This is a genomic window from Clostridium sp. ZBS2 (assembly GCF_023845855.1).
GTDB classification, from domain to species: domain Bacteria; phylum Bacillota; class Clostridia; order Clostridiales; family Clostridiaceae; genus Clostridium; species Clostridium aquiflavi.
Map to the genome: position 1 here is coordinate 50,728 of NZ_JAMQIF010000021.1, position 16,284 is coordinate 67,011.

At 28.0% G+C, this 16,284-nt stretch carries 17 protein-coding genes; 1 reads left to right on the forward strand and 16 read right to left on the reverse strand.

Translation table 11 applies throughout. The annotated features are described in order from the left end of the window. Positions 1 to 133: 133 nt before the first annotated feature. From NG918_RS13360 to NG918_RS13400, 9 genes are all read right to left on the reverse strand, one after another. A complete protein-coding gene (locus tag NG918_RS13360; protein WP_252226601.1) occupies positions 134 to 1,060 on the reverse strand; it encodes a 1-phosphofructokinase family hexose kinase in 927 nt (308 codons plus the stop codon). Between the two features lie 262 nt (positions 1,061 to 1,322). Then, positions 1,323 to 2,180 carry a tagatose bisphosphate family class II aldolase gene (locus NG918_RS13365; protein WP_252226603.1) on the reverse strand — a complete coding sequence of 286 codons (858 nt, stop codon included), beginning with the start codon at positions 2,178 to 2,180 and terminating at the stop codon, positions 1,323 to 1,325. Positions 2,181 to 2,224: 44 nt separating this feature from the next. Further along, the gene (locus NG918_RS13370; protein ID WP_252226605.1) at positions 2,225 to 2,656 is read right to left on the reverse strand and encodes a PTS sugar transporter subunit IIA; all 432 of its coding nucleotides are present in this window, start codon (positions 2,654 to 2,656) and stop codon (positions 2,225 to 2,227) included. Between the two features lie 174 nt (positions 2,657 to 2,830). After that, positions 2,831 to 3,994, reverse strand: a complete 1,164-nt coding sequence (locus NG918_RS13375; RefSeq protein WP_252211850.1) for an SIS domain-containing protein — start codon at positions 3,992 to 3,994, stop codon at positions 2,831 to 2,833. A gap of 52 nt (positions 3,995 to 4,046) precedes the next feature. Beyond that, positions 4,047 to 4,772: a GntR family transcriptional regulator gene (locus tag NG918_RS13380; protein ID WP_252211849.1), complete on the reverse strand. Its 726-nt coding sequence runs from the start codon at positions 4,770 to 4,772 to the stop codon at positions 4,047 to 4,049. A 216-nt stretch (positions 4,773 to 4,988) separates the two neighbouring features. Beyond that, positions 4,989 to 5,837: a PTS system mannose/fructose/sorbose family transporter subunit IID gene (locus NG918_RS13385; protein ID WP_252226607.1), complete on the reverse strand. Its 849-nt coding sequence runs from the start codon at positions 5,835 to 5,837 to the stop codon at positions 4,989 to 4,991. Further along, complete coding sequence (gene agaW, locus NG918_RS13390; RefSeq protein WP_252211847.1) at positions 5,827 to 6,594, reverse strand: PTS N-acetylgalactosamine transporter subunit IIC; 768 nt, start codon at positions 6,592 to 6,594, stop codon at positions 5,827 to 5,829. Before agaW ends, NG918_RS13385 begins: the two co-directional genes overlap by 11 nt. Before the next feature lie 59 nt (positions 6,595 to 6,653). After that, the gene (gene agaV, locus NG918_RS13395; RefSeq protein WP_252211846.1) at positions 6,654 to 7,130 is read right to left on the reverse strand and encodes a PTS N-acetylgalactosamine transporter subunit IIB; all 477 of its coding nucleotides are present in this window, start codon (positions 7,128 to 7,130) and stop codon (positions 6,654 to 6,656) included. Between the two features lie 139 nt (positions 7,131 to 7,269). Next, positions 7,270 to 7,812, reverse strand: coding sequence for a hypothetical protein (locus NG918_RS13400; protein ID WP_252211845.1), 543 nt, complete (start codon positions 7,810 to 7,812; stop codon positions 7,270 to 7,272). 176 nt (positions 7,813 to 7,988) lie between these two features. On the opposite strand from NG918_RS13400, the gene nagA reads away from it, so the two are divergent. After that, entirely contained in the window at positions 7,989 to 9,128 is a 1,140-nt protein-coding gene (gene nagA / locus NG918_RS13405) for an N-acetylglucosamine-6-phosphate deacetylase (protein WP_252226610.1), read from the forward strand. A 205-nt stretch (positions 9,129 to 9,333) separates the two neighbouring features. Here nagA and NG918_RS13410 read toward each other — a convergent pair whose 3' ends face one another. The 7 genes from NG918_RS13410 to aroA form a co-directional block, all read right to left on the reverse strand. Next, a complete protein-coding gene (locus NG918_RS13410) occupies positions 9,334 to 10,167 on the reverse strand; it encodes a prephenate dehydrogenase (protein WP_252211843.1) in 834 nt (277 codons plus the stop codon). Positions 10,168 to 10,182: 15 nt separating this feature from the next. Beyond that, complete coding sequence (gene aroF / locus NG918_RS13415; RefSeq protein WP_252211842.1) at positions 10,183 to 11,196, reverse strand: 3-deoxy-7-phosphoheptulonate synthase; 1,014 nt, start codon at positions 11,194 to 11,196, stop codon at positions 10,183 to 10,185. 132 nt (positions 11,197 to 11,328) lie between these two features. After that, positions 11,329 to 11,826, reverse strand: a complete 498-nt coding sequence (locus NG918_RS13420) for a shikimate kinase (protein ID WP_252211841.1) — start codon at positions 11,824 to 11,826, stop codon at positions 11,329 to 11,331. 12 nt (positions 11,827 to 11,838) lie between these two features. Continuing rightward, positions 11,839 to 12,651, reverse strand: coding sequence for a shikimate dehydrogenase (gene aroE, locus NG918_RS13425; protein ID WP_252211840.1), 813 nt, complete (start codon positions 12,649 to 12,651; stop codon positions 11,839 to 11,841). 25 nt (positions 12,652 to 12,676) lie between these two features. Continuing rightward, positions 12,677 to 13,819, reverse strand: a complete 1,143-nt coding sequence (gene pheA, locus NG918_RS13430) for a prephenate dehydratase (protein WP_252211839.1) — start codon at positions 13,817 to 13,819, stop codon at positions 12,677 to 12,679. Positions 13,820 to 13,902: 83 nt separating this feature from the next. Continuing rightward, entirely contained in the window at positions 13,903 to 14,976 is a 1,074-nt protein-coding gene (gene aroC, locus NG918_RS13435) for a chorismate synthase (RefSeq protein WP_252211838.1), read from the reverse strand. Then, a complete protein-coding gene (aroA, locus tag NG918_RS13440) occupies positions 14,954 to 16,255 on the reverse strand; it encodes a 3-phosphoshikimate 1-carboxyvinyltransferase (RefSeq protein WP_252211837.1) in 1,302 nt (433 codons plus the stop codon). The genes aroC and aroA overlap by 23 nt, the downstream gene beginning before the upstream one ends. Positions 16,256 to 16,284: the final 29 nt, after the last annotated feature.

Genomic DNA, 16,284 nt, shown 5'->3' on the forward strand with positions numbered 1-16,284 from the left:
CTTATGTATATATCAACACTCTACTAAAACATAGCCTATAATTAAACTATTTTGAATTACTCAGAAACTCTTTTATTTAAGTGCAAAAGCAATTCAATCCATTTTGTATAGTAAAAAATATTTTAACATTACACTATAATTCTTTAACAGTGATTTTATTAAATAATTTCTCTACTACATCCTTATTTACAAACCCCGTTTCTTTTTCCATTGCATTTGCAGTTCCACAAGCTGATGCTAATTTTAAAGTATCTATAATATCATAGCCTCTTTCAAGTGCTACTGCTATGCCACCAACATATGCATCTCCTGAACCTACAGGATTTATAACTTCTACTTTAGGAATATTTATTTTATAAATTTTATCTTCAAATCTAACAATTGATCCTTCTGCCCCCAATGAAATTGTAATGAAATTTATTCCTTTTTCACTCAAAATCTTTATTTCATTTATAGCATCTTCTTCAGACAAAATCTTTCTACCAGTTAAATCTTCTATCTCATCTTTATTAGGTTTAATAAAATAAGGTTTTGCTTCTATACCTTCTTTTAGGGGTTCACCACTAGCATCTAATAAAAATTTTTTTCCTTTTTTATTAGCATATTCTATTAGCTCTCTATAAAATTTTTTTGGTACATTTTGGGGAAGACTACCTGATGCTACAATTATATTTGCTTTTTCTATTAATTTATTATACTTATTTATAAAATTATTTTTTTCTTCAATTGTAATCTCTGGTCCAGGTTCAAGTATTTCTGTTTGAATAAAATCATCTGTAATAAATGCCAAGCACTCTCTTGTTTCACCACTTATCTTTACAAAATCATTCTTTATTCCATAATACTTAAGCTTCTCTTCAATAAATTCTCCACTCTTTCCTCCAAGAAAACCTGTCGCAACACACTCTTCATTTAATATATTAACTATATTAGCTACATGTAATCCCTTTCCACCTGGAGTATTCTCTACATGCCTAGCCCTCATTACCTTTCCCTTTTGTATATCTGCTATCTCATATCTTTTATCTATAGAAGCATTAAGATTTATAACTAATATCATATTATTTTGCTCCTTTTTAAATAAAATTCATTTATTGGGCCGTATTTTAAATATAAGTTGATATATACAATAGGCAAAGTGGCATTATAATTTGACTTTGAGAATTCTTAATGAGTATTGTCACATTTATTGCTTGTCCTAATTTTATATTTGGAACAAGCTGAAATGGGACTATACTCATTTTAGTATTCCTAAGTTAAATTACTCTGTCCATCTTTGTTTATGTATATATCAACATTTCACTTAAAACATAGCATACACCTCAATATCTATTGGCACTTCCACAAACTTTTATTTTATTTTCTACTATCTTTTCCATAGCTTCTTTACCTGGAGTCATATACTTTCTTGGATCATTTGCATTAGGATTTTCCTTAAAATATTCTTTTACTGCATCTGAAAATGGTATTTTCAAATCTGTAGCTATATTTACCTTACATATTCCAAGTGAAATTGCTTTTTTCACTAATTCATCAGGAACATCTGATGCACCATGCAATACTAAAGGTACCTGAACTTTGCTTCTTATCTCTTTTAATCTTTCAAAATCTAATTTTGCTTTTCCTTTATACAATCCATGTGCTGTTCCTATAGCTACAGCTAAAGAATCTACCCCTGTTCTTTTAACAAATTCTGCTGCGTCCTCTGGATTTGTATACATTGAATCTTTTTCAGATACTATTAAGTCATCTTCTTTTCCACCGAGTTTTCCAAGCTCAGCTTCAACAGTTGTATCATATTCATGTGCATATTCCACGATTTCTTTTACTTTTTCAATATTAACTTCAAAATCTTCTTTAGATGCATCAATCATACATGATCTAAATCCAATATCAATATTCTTTTTTATTTCATCTATATCCTCAAAATGATCCAAATGAATGGCTATTGGTATATCATACTTCCTAGCTGCTACTTCTGCCATTGCTTCTATATAAGCTGCCCCTGCATACTCTATGGTTGATGGTGTTCCTGCTATAATTACAGGTGATCTCATTTTCATTGCTGTATCAACAACTACTTGTAATGTCTCTAGGTTGTGTATATTAAAAGCTGGTACTGCATAACTTTCCTTTTGAGCTTTTAATAACATTTGCTTTGTTGAAAGTATTTTATGCATAAACCTATCTCCTCTCATATAATCTTAATTTAACTTTTTAGCAATTATATTCCATCATCATTTTCCACTGTTTCTTTAATTTTATTTTTCTTATACTCTTTAATTCCTATAGTAGCAGCATTTTTCACCGATTCAACTAATTCGTCCATAGTATAATTATTTCTTGATAAAGATGCCTCCAAAACCATAGGTAAATTCATACCAGAGATAACTTTAATATTCTTATCTTTTCTTTTTTCACTAATAATAACAGATACATTAAAAGGAGAACCCCCTGCTAAATCTGCCAAAATTAATACTTCATCTGTATTAAGATTATCAATTGCATTTTCAATATTTCTCTTTAAAATATCTGATCCTTGTCCACATTCAAAATTCACGCCTATAACTTCTTGTTGTTCTCCAGCAATTAATTTTACTGAGCTAAGTATTCCTTCTGGAAAAAATCCATGTCCAACAATAACCAACCCTATCATTGTTACCCTCCTCATTATCATATTTATCTAATTTATATATTTAAAATCAGTCTCTGTTTAAAAACAATGTTGATATATAGTATAGAGCGAACTGGCATTGGAATTTGCTTTATCTATAATCTCAACATTCACTTAAAATATATGCAAAAATTATATAAATTAAAATCTTAAAAACTAAAAGTTTTCTTTATGAATGTGTACCCCTTTAACAACCCTATTAACAGTCCCATCTGGTCTTGGATTGTCTGGAGATATTTTTAGTTTTATTGAGTTAAATAACCCAAACATTTGTCCAAATAAAATATAATTAAATACTGTATAAATTTCTGGTACACTTGCTCCATTTATTTCAATGCATTTATCACATATAGCTTTTAATTTTTCATTATTTTCATAGCTTATTACTGCAAGTTTATGATTTCCCGAATCATTATATATCTCATTTATTAAATCTAAATCATAAAGATTAGTATATTTATCTGTAGAATTCATAATAATAATTAAAGTCTTATCATTAATTATTGACTTAGGACCATGCCTAAAGCCCATAACAGACTCAAATATTGTTACTATCTTTCCACTTGTAAGTTCTAATCCTTTTAATGCCATTTCCTGAGACAAAGCTTTTAGTATTCCTGAGCCTAAATAAACAACTCTATTACATTCATAATTAACTAAATCACAAACATCATTCCAATTATTTTCGAGAATATCTTCTCCTTGTTCTGACACTAAATCTACAAAAGTTTTATTATTTTCTATATTATCTATATCAAACATTAATATTGTTGCTAGAAGCATACAGCTAAAAGAACTTGTCATAGCAAATCCTTTATCATTTGATTCTGTTGGCATAAACAATACTAAATTATTATTATTTGTAATAGCCTTCTTTGCTAATTCACCGCCTTCATTACAGGTAATTACCACTTGTGATATGTTGGTGATATCTTTTTCAAATAAATCATATGCACCAACGCTTTCTGGTGAATTTCCTGATCTTGCATAGGATATTAAAATAGTTTGAGTATCTTTTTCCATATATTCCTTAGGATTTGATACTAAATCAGTAGTAGCTATAGCTTCAATTCGTGCATTTATTTTACTTCTAAGTTCTAATAAAGCTGTTTGTCCTACATAATCAGAAGTTCCAGCACCTGTTAATATTATTCTTGTATTCTTTGATATATTTTTCTTTAAAAATGATTTAATTTCATCTCTTTTATCATAAATTATCTTATATGTCTCTTTCCATAAATCAGGTTGTTGCATTATTTCTTTTGATGTGTTTATTGCTTTTAATTTTTCTAACTCTTCAACAGTTTTTCCAAAAATCATAATACCCTCCCATACTGGCTATATTGTAATTACCAGTGCATATAAATTTTTACTAATTTTTTAAACATACTCTATATTTAAATTTATCCCCTCTTGCAATACTTACTGTATATTCAATAACTTGCTTATTTTCATATGTTGTTCTTTCAATTTTTAACCCTGGTTCTCCTTGTGATACATCTAAATAAATACTTTCCAATTTATTTATTGAAACACTTTCAAGCACTTCTTCAGCCGATGTTATATGAACTTTAAAATCATTCTTAAAAATTTCATACAGAGGATTTTCCTCTAAATCTTTTTTAGTCATACCATTAAACTTATCATATGGTAAATATGTTACTTCATATATCATTGGAATATCGTCAGCTATTCTTATTCTTGTTATTTTATATACAAGCTCATTTTCTTTTAACTTTAATTTTCTTAATATTTTACTATCAGGTTCTGCAATTTCAAAGTTTAACAATTTTGAAATTGGTTTTTTCCCAAGTTTTCTCATTTCATCAGTAAATGAATAAACTTTTATCAAGTCCTGTTCCACTCTTCTTGATGATATGAAATTCCCTTTTCCGTGAACTTTATATATATATTTTTGCTTTTCTAATTCATCTAATGCCTGTCTTACAGTTGTTCTACTGACACCATATTTATCACAAATTTCTCTTTCTGAATCTAATTGATCATTTTCTTCCATATAATTTTCTATTTGATTAATAAGAATATCCATTAATTGTGCATATAATGGAATTTTAGAACTTTTATCAATTTTATTCATGTGAATATACCTCTTTCAATTTAACCTAATTTTTTCTAATTATAACATACTCTTATTAATTATAGAAACTGATTTTAGTACTCTTTAATGATTGTTATCCCTTTATTTATAATACTTTTATAGATATTTTCTATATCTAACTTAATAACTTCTAAATTTTGGACAGAGCTAATACTCCATCCAAAATTCAGAAATTTATCTATTGAAACTTATCCATTATAATATAGCAAAACCTGTTTTTACTTCTATAAATTTTGCAATTAAACCTAAACAAATTGTAATTGTTATTAATTTAATTGGTGAATATCCCTTCTTTAATAACTTATACATTAAAAATGTATATCCTAAAGCTAACATATTAGGCATTACTTGATCTAAAACGCCTTCTTGTAATTTTATTGCTGAATCACCACTAGCAGATCCTGCTGAAATTACCATTGTTGTCTTTAAATTAACCATTGATGCTATTAATCCACCAACAACTGTTAAACCTAATATTGATGCTGCATGAGATATTTTCTTTGTTTGTTCTTTTAATGAAGAAAGTGCCTTAACTCCTGTCTTATATCCATATTTCATTAAAAAGAACCTTAAAAAGAAATGTAGTGCATTAAACATTACTAGGAAAACTATAGGTCCTGCTACATTTCCCTCCATAGCCATTGATGCACCTATACCAACGCAAATTGGTAATGCTGTTAACCAAAATAATGCATCTCCAATACCACCTAAAGGTCCCATGGTTGCAACCTTTATTGCTCTTATTGTACTTCTGTCTTCTTTATTTTCTTCCATTGCTAGTACTAATCCCATAATGAAAGTTACTAAGAATGGATGAGTATTAAAAAATTCCATATGATCTTTCATTGCTTGGGAAAGGTCTTCTTTATTTGTATGAATTTTCTTTAATCCTGGTATTAATCCATAAAGCCATCCACAACCTTGCATTCTTTCATAGTTAAAAGATGCTTGTAAAAAAAGTGAACGCCAAACCATATGATTTAAATCTTTATTAGTAATTACCTTTTTAGGGGTAGGTTCTTTATATGCTACATTAGATTCCATCTTCATATTCCTCCTCTGCAACTTTTACTACTTTCTTATTACTAGCTGAATAATAATCATATAATGCTATACTTAAGCCAACTAAAGCTAATCCTAAAATTGAAATATGACCGTATGTTACAAATAAGAAACCAATAATAAGAAATGCCATATATTCTTTCTTTAACATGATTTTTAATAACATTGCAAATCCGATTGCTGGCATTACTCCACCTGCTACTTTTAATCCATCAATAAACCATTCAGGTACTGCTCTTACAATCTCTGCTGCTTTGTCTGCACCAAAGAATATTGGTAAAAATGCAATTACAAAGTAGAATACAAATAAGCAAAGCATTCCCATATAATTAATTCTATCTATACCTTTTGTATCTGCATTTTCTGCATAAGTATCTGCCTTATGCATAAAGAATGAAAATAATGTGAAAATAAATGTTATAGCAGCTTGTACAGCTACAGCAAATGGTATTGCTACTCCAACAGCTGCTTGTGGTTCTAATTTACCTAAAATAGCTATACTTGTTCCAATAATACCTCCAATAACTACATTAGGAGGTTGTGCTCCTGCAAGCGGAACCATACCCATAAATACAAGTTCTAATGCGGCTCCAACTATAAGCCCTGTTTTTACATCGCCTAAAATTAAACCAACTACAAGTCCTGTTACTATTGGCCTGTGTATATGAAGTAATCCATCATATAAATCTATACCTGCAATACCTGCCCAAATAGCAATTAATAAAGCTTTAACAAACATAATGTTCCTCCTTCATTAATATATTTTTTGATAATAAAAATATTTTTAATTTTATGGATTTATATGTGTTTATAAATATCTTCATCTATTGCTTCATCAGGTACTCTTCTTATTTCTAGTTGAACTCCTAATTCTTTGAGTCTTCTAAAAGCTTGTCTATCACTTTCGTCTATAAAAACAGTAGAAGAAATTTGTTTCTTTCCTTCACTGAAATGTAAATTACCTATATTTATCTTTTTTATAGGAACTCCTCCCTCAACTAATCTTACTGCATCTTGTGGAGTTCTACATACCAAGAAAATTAATTGTCTTGGTGCTGCTTTGTTTATTATATTTACAGTCTTTTGTATTGAGAAAAACCTTATCCCTATAGTATCTGGAATGACCATCTCCATTAAATTTTGTTGAACAGAATCTTTAGCCACCTCATCATTTGCTACTACAAGTAAATTTGCTCCTAGGTGATTTACCCAAGTAACACCTACTTGTCCATGTACTAGTCTATTATCAATTCTAGTCATTAATATGTTTGGCATTTCTCATCCCTCCTATAAATACCAGTTTGTTTTCTAATAATTGGTAATTACCATACTTAAATATTAAACCTTTACAAAAGATGTGTCAACATGTTTAATTATATTATTTTATTTAAATAAATCTATTTTAGAAAAAATTCTAATTACTCTTAAACATAAAAAAATATAACATACTTGTAATTACAGATGAAACCATTACAATAAATATAATACCTATAATATTTAAAATGCTTAATAATACCCAATATATAATACAGCTAATCAAAAACATTAAAATAACTTTTAATATCTCTATAATTCTATGTTTTTCTCTAATTATGTTAAGCATTTGCTTTTCTGATAAATTTTTTTCTTTATATTTTCTATTAAAATAACTACTTATTGTACCAGATAAAAATGTCTTTATAATAAACTCTCCAATAAAAATTACAAACACACTTGCAAAAGACACAATGAATATTTTATAGTTAGAAATGTCAACTGGTAATGTCCAGTTTGCCAATTTTAAGAATAAACTCATAACTATAAGTATACATATAGCTATAGGAATACTAAATAACATTAATAATAAAGAAACCTTTATGCTTTCCTTTCCGGCACTTTTTAAAGCAAATATATTATAAATATATATTGTTGAAAAAGATAAAACTATTGCTAATAAAATAAAGTTAAAATATTGCATAAAAACCCCCTCCTTTTAAATTAATTATATTTTATTTTTAAAGAATTATAACCTTGTTTTACAATTTATGTAAAATAATTAAATATTAAAGGACTTTTTTATCTTTTTAGGATTCTTATTACATACATATTAAATTTTTTTCAATAATATCTTTAAGTATTTAGGAGGTTTTAAAAATGTTAATTACAAATTGTAACATTATTTATTTAGATAAAATAGAAAAAGGTTCTGTTATTATTCAAGATGGTAAGATAAAAAAAATTAATCCCTCTAGTTTTACTAATAATGAGATTAATCAGATTATAGATGCGAAAGGTTTATACCTTTCACCTGGATTTATTGATGCACATATTCATGGCGCTGGTGGATGTGATACGATGGACGGAACAATCGATTCTATAAATACAATTGCAAAAACAATAGCTAAGCATGGTACAACTTCCTTTGTGCCTACTACTATGACTGTTTCAATTAGTGATATTAATAAATCTATGAGAGCTATTAAATTATTAAAAGAAAAAGGTTCAGAAGGTGCTCATGTTTTGGGAGCTCATTTAGAAGGTCCTTTTATAAATCCAAATGCAATTGGAGCTCAAAATCCTGATTACATTTTGCCACCATCAATATTTACTTATGAATCTATGGTTAAGGATTGTGAAGACTCTGTTATTTCACTTACATTAGCACCAGAACTTTCTGGTTCTAATGATTTAATTAAATATCTTTCTGCTAATGGAATTGTATGTTCATTAGGACATACAAAAGCTACTTATGAAGAAACAATACATTCAATTAAATGTGGTGCTACTCATTCAACTCACCTTTATAATGCAATGCCTTTCTTTACTCATAGAAGTCCTGGAATTGTAGGTGCTATATTCGATAGTGATATTAAAACAGAAACTATTTCGGATGGAATTCATATCTCATATCCTGCATTGAGAATTGCTTATAAGCAAAAAGGTACCGATAATGTTTTGTTAATAACTGATGCCATGATGGCATGTTGCATGCCTGATGGAAAATACTATTTAGGTGGACAAGACGTTATTGTTAAAAATGGTGCTGCAAGAGTTAAGTCTGGCTCTCTAGCTGGTTCTGTTTTAACCCTTGATAAAGCTGTTAATAATATCTACAAAAATTCAGATTTACCATTAAATGAAATTGTAAAAATGGCTTCATATAATCCAGCTAAACATTGTAAAGTAGATAATCATAAAGGACTAATTAAGGAAGGTTACGATGCTGATTTAATATTATTCGATGATAATATAAACATAAAGAAAGTATTCATCTCAGGAAAAGAATTTTATTAAAAGGTATTTTATTTAAAAGAAATTAAAGGCTCTGTTTTAACTATATGTTGATATATGCAATATGTAAGGTGGCATTGTAATTGGACTTTGAGAATTCTTAATGGGTATTGTCCTATTTACTGCTTGTCTCAATTTTATATTNNCAATTACTCAGTCCACCTTTACTTATGCATATATAAACATGTTACTAAAACAGAGCCTTTAATTATAATTTTTCACGTCTCTTAGTTGATTTTATAAATAATTCTTTTAAGGATTCTTTATCATCATCTTTTATTGCATCTTTTATTTTATCTAGTTCACATTCAAATGATTCTATAGATTTTAATAGATTTTCTTTGTTTCCTAAAAAAAGTTCACTCCATAAATCTTCGTTTATATTAGCAATTCTAGTTAAGTCTCTATAACTATCACCAATAAAACTTCCAGTGTCTCTTCCCTCTAAGTCACTATTTACTAAAGCTACTGCTAGGGAATGAGGTAACTGACTAGTAAATCCTATCATTTCATCATGAAATTCTGGACTTATTCTTTTAACTCTTTTAAAACCTATTTCATATGCTAAGTTTTCTACTAACTTCAAATTATCTTCTTTATTTTTTGAAGTTGGAGTCAAAATATAGTTAGCACCTTTAAAAACATCACTGCTTGCAAAATCTATTCCCTTTTTTTCTCTTCCAGCCATTGGGTGTCCAAATACAAAATCTATATTTGAAGGTAATATCTTGACTATATCATTTATAAATAACTTCTTTATTCCAGTTGCATCAGTTATTACTGCCCCATCTTTAAAATTATCTATATTATTTTTAATAAAATCTTTAACAAGCTTAGGATATATTGATATTATAATTAAATCCGCATCTTTTAAAATTTCATTTCCATCAGTATATCCTCGTCTTATTAAGTTTAGCTTTTCAGCTTTTAATAATGTCTCTTCATTATTATCTATTCCATAAACATTTTTATAACCAGCATCTTTTAATGCCATTGCAAAAGATCCACCTATTACTCCAAGACCTACTATTACCACTTTCATATAGCCCTCCAAGAATTATATTTCTTTTCCTTCTATTTCTGCTACTGCCTTAACTTTCCCCATAAGTCCATCAAATTGGTCTGGAGTAAGTGATTGTTGACCATCACTTAGTGCATTTTCTGGATCATTATGAACTTCTATCATCAAACCATCAGCCCCTGCAATTATTGCTGCTTTTGCCATTGGCTCAACTAAGTATGCATATCCACCTGCATGACTTGGATCTATAATTATAGGTAAATGTGATAACCTCTTAACAACAGGAATTGCTTGTAAATCTAACGTATTTCTAGTTATTGTTTCAAATGTTCTAATACCTCTTTCACAAAGTATTACATTTTCATTTCCACCTGCCATTATATATTCTGCTGACATTAACCATTCCTCAATTGTTGCTGATAGACCCCTTTTTAATAATATAGGTTTCTTAGTTCTACCAATTTGTTTTAACAAATCAAAGTTTTGCATATTTCTAGCTCCAATTTGAATTACATCAACTTCTTCTACAAATGTATCAATATAATCTGTTGACATAAGCTCAGTTACTATTGGAAGTCCTGTTTCTTGCTTAGCTGCCTTTAAAAGTTTTAATCCTTCAAGCTCTAGTCCTTGGAAACTATAAGGTGAAGTTCTTGGCTTAAATGCACCACCTCTTAAAAAATTAGCACCTGCTGCCTTAACTCTTTTTGCTACTTCAATTATTTGCTCTTCAGATTCAACAGAACATGGACCAGCCATTATACCAAGCTTTCCACCTCCAACTATTGAACCATCTATATTTATTATTGTGTCATTTGGTTTAAAAATTCTATTTGCCTTTTTAAAAGGTTCTTGTACCTTCATTACTCTGTCTACACCCTTAAGTACTTGTAATTTTTTAGGATCTATTATTGCTGTATCTCCTACAATACCTACAATATAATAAGTATTTCCCTTTGAAATATGTGTTTCTAACCCCTTACTTTCAATAAAAGACTTAACCTTTCCTATTTCTTCTTCACTTGCTTTTGGTTTCATAATAATAATCATGTAAAACTCCTCCTGTACTTCAAATAAATTTTTTTAATTCTACTATTCTACTATCCTTCATAAATTTAATTTTATATTTATCAATTTTTATTTGTTAACTGATATTCTAATTTAAAATATCAATTATAAACATTAACTTTTAACTATTAATCTTTTTATCTCTTCTACTACTTCATCCATAATTCCATCATTAACAACTATATTATGTGATGCTTTTTTGTAAAGATTATATCTTTCTTTATATAATTCTACAATCCTCTTTTTTCCATCTTTTAAAAGAGGTCTTCTTGAAACATCTATATCAGAAATAATTTTTTCAACTGGTCTATCTATAAAAATTACTAATCCATTTTCTTTTAGAATATTTATATTTTTATCTATTTTTACTATTCCACCACCAGTTGCTATTACAACATTATCATACTTTATTATTTCTTTACAAGTTTCACTTTCTATATCTCTAAAATAATCTTCTCCTTGTTCAAAAAGTTTGGAAATTGTTTTTGATGTTTTTCCCTCAATATATATATCCATATCTATAAATTTTAACAATAATTCTTTAGCTATAATTTCTCCAATTGTAGACTTTCCACATCCAGGCATTCCTATTAAAAATATTTTACTTTTCATAATCTATTCTCTCTATTTAAATTCTTCATTTATATATGAATATAATTTTTCTTGAATATCAGGATTTATAGATATATCATGCCAAATTTCTGATGACTTAATTGCTTGTCCTAGAAGCATTTCTAATCCCCCACAAACTTTTTTATTTAGTCTTTTTCCACATTGAAGAAATTTAGTTTCTCTTGGATTATATATTAAGTCTATTAATACATCAAAATTATTAATAATCTTTTCATCAACAGGGTTATTATCTACATTAGGATACATTCCTACTGGAGTTGCATTTATCAATATATCACCTTTTACATTACCTATGTCCTCATAAGTTCTATATTCGATTTTAATATCCTCAACCAAAGGAATTGATTTCTTGCTTCTAGAAACCAAATATATTTTTTTTATGCCTCTATCTAATAATAAAGTAACTGCAGCTTTAGATGCTCCCCCTGTTCCTAGTATAATAGCTATTTTACCATTAACTTCTATATTGTTTCTAACTAATATACTATTAAATCCATAATAATCACTATTAAATCCATATAATTTATTATCTTTTAATAATATTGTATTTATTGCTTTTATTTTTTTTGCTTCAGGTGATATTTCATCTAAATATTTCATTATATCTTCCTTATAAGGAATTGTTACATTACAACCCTTAATTTTCAATACTTTTAATGACTCTGTAAATTTACTTAAATTATTTTTTTCCACTTCAAATATTTTATACGCCCCATCAATATTTAAAAGTGAAAAAATCTTATTATGAATCATTGGTGATATAGAATGTGATAATTTTTCACCTAGTAATCCGTAAAAATTCAATATTTCACACCCTTTCTTTGTTCATCTAACATCTATTTTTTTCATATGCCCCCAATAATTTAAAGTAAGCACTACTTTGTTCAATTAAATATAAAGCTTTTTTAACCTTTTCTGATGATAAATCACCTTCAAAATCACCATATAAAAAGTACTTCCAAGGACCATTTTTCATTGGTCTTGATTCTATTTTAATCATATTTATATTATTTTCTGCAAAATGTCTTAATAACTTATATAACGTACCAGCCTTATCTTCAAGTGAAAATACTACACTAATTTTATTGGAATTTTTATTTTCTTCTAATTCTTTAGAAATTATTATAAACCTTGTGAAATTTTCTGTTTGATTGTTTATATTTTCTTTAATAATTTTTAAATCATATATATTAGCTACTCTTTTACTACCTATTGCAGCTTTTGATTTATCCTCTAACTCTTTGATTAATTTAGCACTACTAGCTGTACTATGAAATGGTATCAACTTCCATTCATTATACTTCTTTAAAAAATCTGAACTTTGTTCAAATCCTTGAGTATGTGAATATATCTCTTTAATTTCACTTAAATTGCTTCCCTCTACCCCAATTAAATTTTGATTTATTTTTATACATACTTCTCCATTTATAAAAAATCCGTATTTATACAAAAGATCATATACACTAGAAATTGCTCCTGTTGATGAATTTTCTATTGGAAGTATTCCATAATTAATTTCATCATTTTTAATTGCTAAAAATACATCTTCAAATTCTTCATATGATTTAGAATCTCTATCTTCACCAAAATATTTAATCATCGCTTCTTCTGTAAAAGACCCTTGCGCGCCATAAAACCCTATTTTTTTGTTTTCACAAACATTAATATTATTATTTAATTTTTTCTCTTCTATCAAATCTTCTTCTATCATTTTTCTACTTTGAAGCTGTCTTGATATTTCCATTAATTTTTCAAAGAATTTCTCTGTTTCTTCAATATAATCTTGATTTTTTAGATAACCTAAGTTCTTCTTTATAACATCATCTTCTCTATTCTTATTAAATATAGGCAAATTATTTTTTTTCTTATATTCACCCACTTTAAGAACAACATCCATTCTCTGCTCAAATAATTCAGTTATCTTTTGATCTATTTCATCTATACTATTTCTATAATCATCTAAACCTGCCATATGTCACGCCCCTTATTTTTAATATTTAAGAAAGTGATTACTACACGCTCTTTTAGTTGAAAGTTATATGCACTTCTTTATATTTAAAGCATCAAATCAAGTAATCCAATTGCAGCAACACTTTCAATTACTGGTACAGCCCTTTGGATTATACATGGATCATGCCTTCCCTTAACTGTAATAACACCATTTTTTTTCTCGCTTATATTTATGCTTTTCTGCTCTTTAGATATAGATGGAGTTGGTTTTATAACAGCCTTGAATAATATTGGCATTCCATTAGATATTCCACCTAAAATACCACCATTATTATTACTATATGTTTTTACTTCATCTCCATCATAATAATATTCATCATTACATTCAGAACCTCTAAGTTTGCTCATTTCAAACCCTTTTCCAAACTCAACACCTTTTACTGCAGGTACGGAAAATAATAAATGTGCCAATGTAGATTCTATAGAATCAAAAAATGGATTTCCAACACCTGCTTTTACTCCAATAATTCCACATTCTATAATTCCACCTATAGAATCGCCATCTTTTTTAGCCTCAAGTATTTCATTTTTCATCTTTTCTTTATTTTCTTTTATTAAAACTGGCAGTTCTTCACTTCTTAAATTTTCCATAAGATCTTTAGTTAAATTTATTTTACTAAAGTCCTTATCTTCAACATTTCCTATTCTTTTAACATGAGTACCTACATATACATTTTTACTTTCTAATATTTGTTTACATATTGCACCTGCAAAAACTAATGGTGCTGTTATTCTTCCTGAAAAATGTCCTCCACCTCTATAGTCATTATAGCCCTGATATCTAATTTTACCGCTATAATCTGCATGACCTGGTCTCATTAAATCTTTTAATTCACTATAATCTTTTGAATGCATATCGCTATTTCTAATCATTGCGCATAAAGGAGCACCTGTAGTTTTCCCTTCAAAAACCCCACTAAGTATTTCTGGAATGTCGCCTTCCTTTCTAGTTGTAGAAAGTTTACTTTTTCCTGGAGCTCTTCTAGACATTTCTCTTAAGATATCTTCCATATTAATTTCAAATCCAGATGGAAGTCCATCTACAGTTATACCTATTGCATTTCCATGTGATTCACCAAATATAGAAATCTTTAATTTATTTCCCCAAATTCCACTCATGAAAGTTTCCTCCTAATGCTTTAAAGTCATCAAAAAACTCTGGATAAGATTTTGAAACACATTCATAATCTTCTAAGATAATTGGTTCTTTGCAAACTATAGAAGCTATTGCAAGCATCATAGCAATTCTATGGTCTTTATGACTCCAAACTTTTACTCCACCGTTTAAAGTTTTAACTCCATCAATTATTAAACGGTCTTCTTTTTCAATTATATTTGCCCCTAATTTATTTAGTTCACTTGCAACTGCATTTAATCTATCACATTCTTTAATTCTTAATCTTCCTACATTTATTATTTCAGTTCTACCCTTACACAAACTAGCTGCCAAAGAAATAACAGGAATTATATCTGGACATTGAGAACCATCAATAATAGTTGCATTTAAATTTTCTCTTGGAATTCCTAAAATACTATCATTAATATTTTTTATTTTCACATTCATTCTTTCAAGTATTTCTATAACTTCCTTGTCTCCTTGAAGAGATTCTAATTTCAAATCATTTATAAATACTTCACTATTAAGTGCATCAGCAACTAAAAAAAATGCTGCTTGAGAATAATCCCCTTCTATTCTATAATCTCTACTTTTATAAATTTGATTTCCTTTAATTGTAAATTCTCTATAATTATTATTTATAATTTCAATTCCAAAATCACTCATAGCACTTAATGTTAAGTCAATATATCCCTTAGATTCTAACTCAGTTGTTATTATTATTTTTGAATCTCCATCTAAAAGAGGAAGTGTAAATAGAAGGCCACTAATAAATTGAGAACTTATATCTCCTCTTAGTTTAAACTCTCCTGCTTTTAATACACCTTCAGTCCTTAAATCAAGTTTTCCTTTCTTATATGAATACTTAATTCCTTGATTCTCAAAGATTTCATAATATGTATCTAAAGGTCTTTTACCTAAATTTCCTCTTCCTATAAATCTATTACTGCCTTCAAAAACACAAGAAATTGGAACCAAAAATCTCAATGTAGAACCTGATTCATTACAATCTATCGTTCTATTCAATTCTATATTTTTTTTACACTTTTCAGATTTTATTCCAACAACATGAAGATAATCATTTTCCTTTGTTATTATAGCCCCTAATGAGCGCATTGCATCAATAGTTGCTATAATATCATCTGAATAATTAATATTTCTTATTTTACTTATTCCATCTCCCAAAGCTGCACAGATAACACCTCTATGTGCCATACTTTTAGATGGTGGAATTTTAACTTCTCCTTTTAATTTGCCAGGATAAATTTTAAAAATTCCCATTTGTGTCCCCCTTTTTAGTTATTTAATAT

Bases quoted from the DNA above. Each gene is read 5' to 3' on its own strand.
- NG918_RS13360 (WP_252226601.1), bottom strand. From the start codon at position 1,060: ATGATATTAGTTATAAATCTTAATGCTTCTATAGATAAAAGATATGAG.
- aroA (WP_252211837.1), bottom strand. From the start codon at position 16,255: ATGGGAATTTTTAAAATTTATCCTGGCAAATTAAAAGGAGAAGTTAAA.
- agaW (WP_252211847.1), bottom strand. From the start codon at position 6,594: ATGTTTGTTAAAGCTTTATTAATTGCTATTTGGGCAGGTATTGCAGGT.
- NG918_RS13370 (WP_252226605.1), bottom strand. From the start codon at position 2,656: ATGATAGGGTTGGTTATTGTTGGACATGGATTTTTTCCAGAAGGAATA.
- NG918_RS13420 (WP_252211841.1), bottom strand. From the start codon at position 11,826: ATGAAAAGTAAAATATTTTTAATAGGAATGCCTGGATGTGGAAAGTCT.
- pheA (WP_252211839.1), bottom strand. From the start codon at position 13,819: ATGGCAGGTTTAGATGATTATAGAAATAGTATAGATGAAATAGATCAA.
- NG918_RS13375 (WP_252211850.1), bottom strand. From the start codon at position 3,994: ATGATTTTTGGAAAAACTGTTGAAGAGTTAGAAAAATTAAAAGCAATA.
- NG918_RS13400 (WP_252211845.1), bottom strand. From the start codon at position 7,812: ATGCAATATTTTAACTTTATTTTATTAGCAATAGTTTTATCTTTTTCA.
- aroC (WP_252211838.1), bottom strand. From the start codon at position 14,976: ATGAGTGGAATTTGGGGAAATAAATTAAAGATTTCTATATTTGGTGAA.
- NG918_RS13365 (WP_252226603.1), bottom strand. From the start codon at position 2,180: ATGCATAAAATACTTTCAACAAAGCAAATGTTATTAAAAGCTCAAAAG.
- nagA (WP_252226610.1), top strand. From the start codon at position 7,989: ATGTTAATTACAAATTGTAACATTATTTATTTAGATAAAATAGAAAAA.
- aroF (WP_252211842.1), bottom strand. From the start codon at position 11,196: ATGATTATTATTATGAAACCAAAAGCAAGTGAAGAAGAAATAGGAAAG.
- NG918_RS13410 (WP_252211843.1), bottom strand. From the start codon at position 10,167: ATGAAAGTGGTAATAGTAGGTCTTGGAGTAATAGGTGGATCTTTTGCA.
- NG918_RS13380 (WP_252211849.1), bottom strand. From the start codon at position 4,772: ATGAATAAAATTGATAAAAGTTCTAAAATTCCATTATATGCACAATTA.
- agaV (WP_252211846.1), bottom strand. From the start codon at position 7,130: ATGCCAAACATATTAATGACTAGAATTGATAATAGACTAGTACATGGA.
- NG918_RS13385 (WP_252226607.1), bottom strand. From the start codon at position 5,837: ATGGAATCTAATGTAGCATATAAAGAACCTACCCCTAAAAAGGTAATT.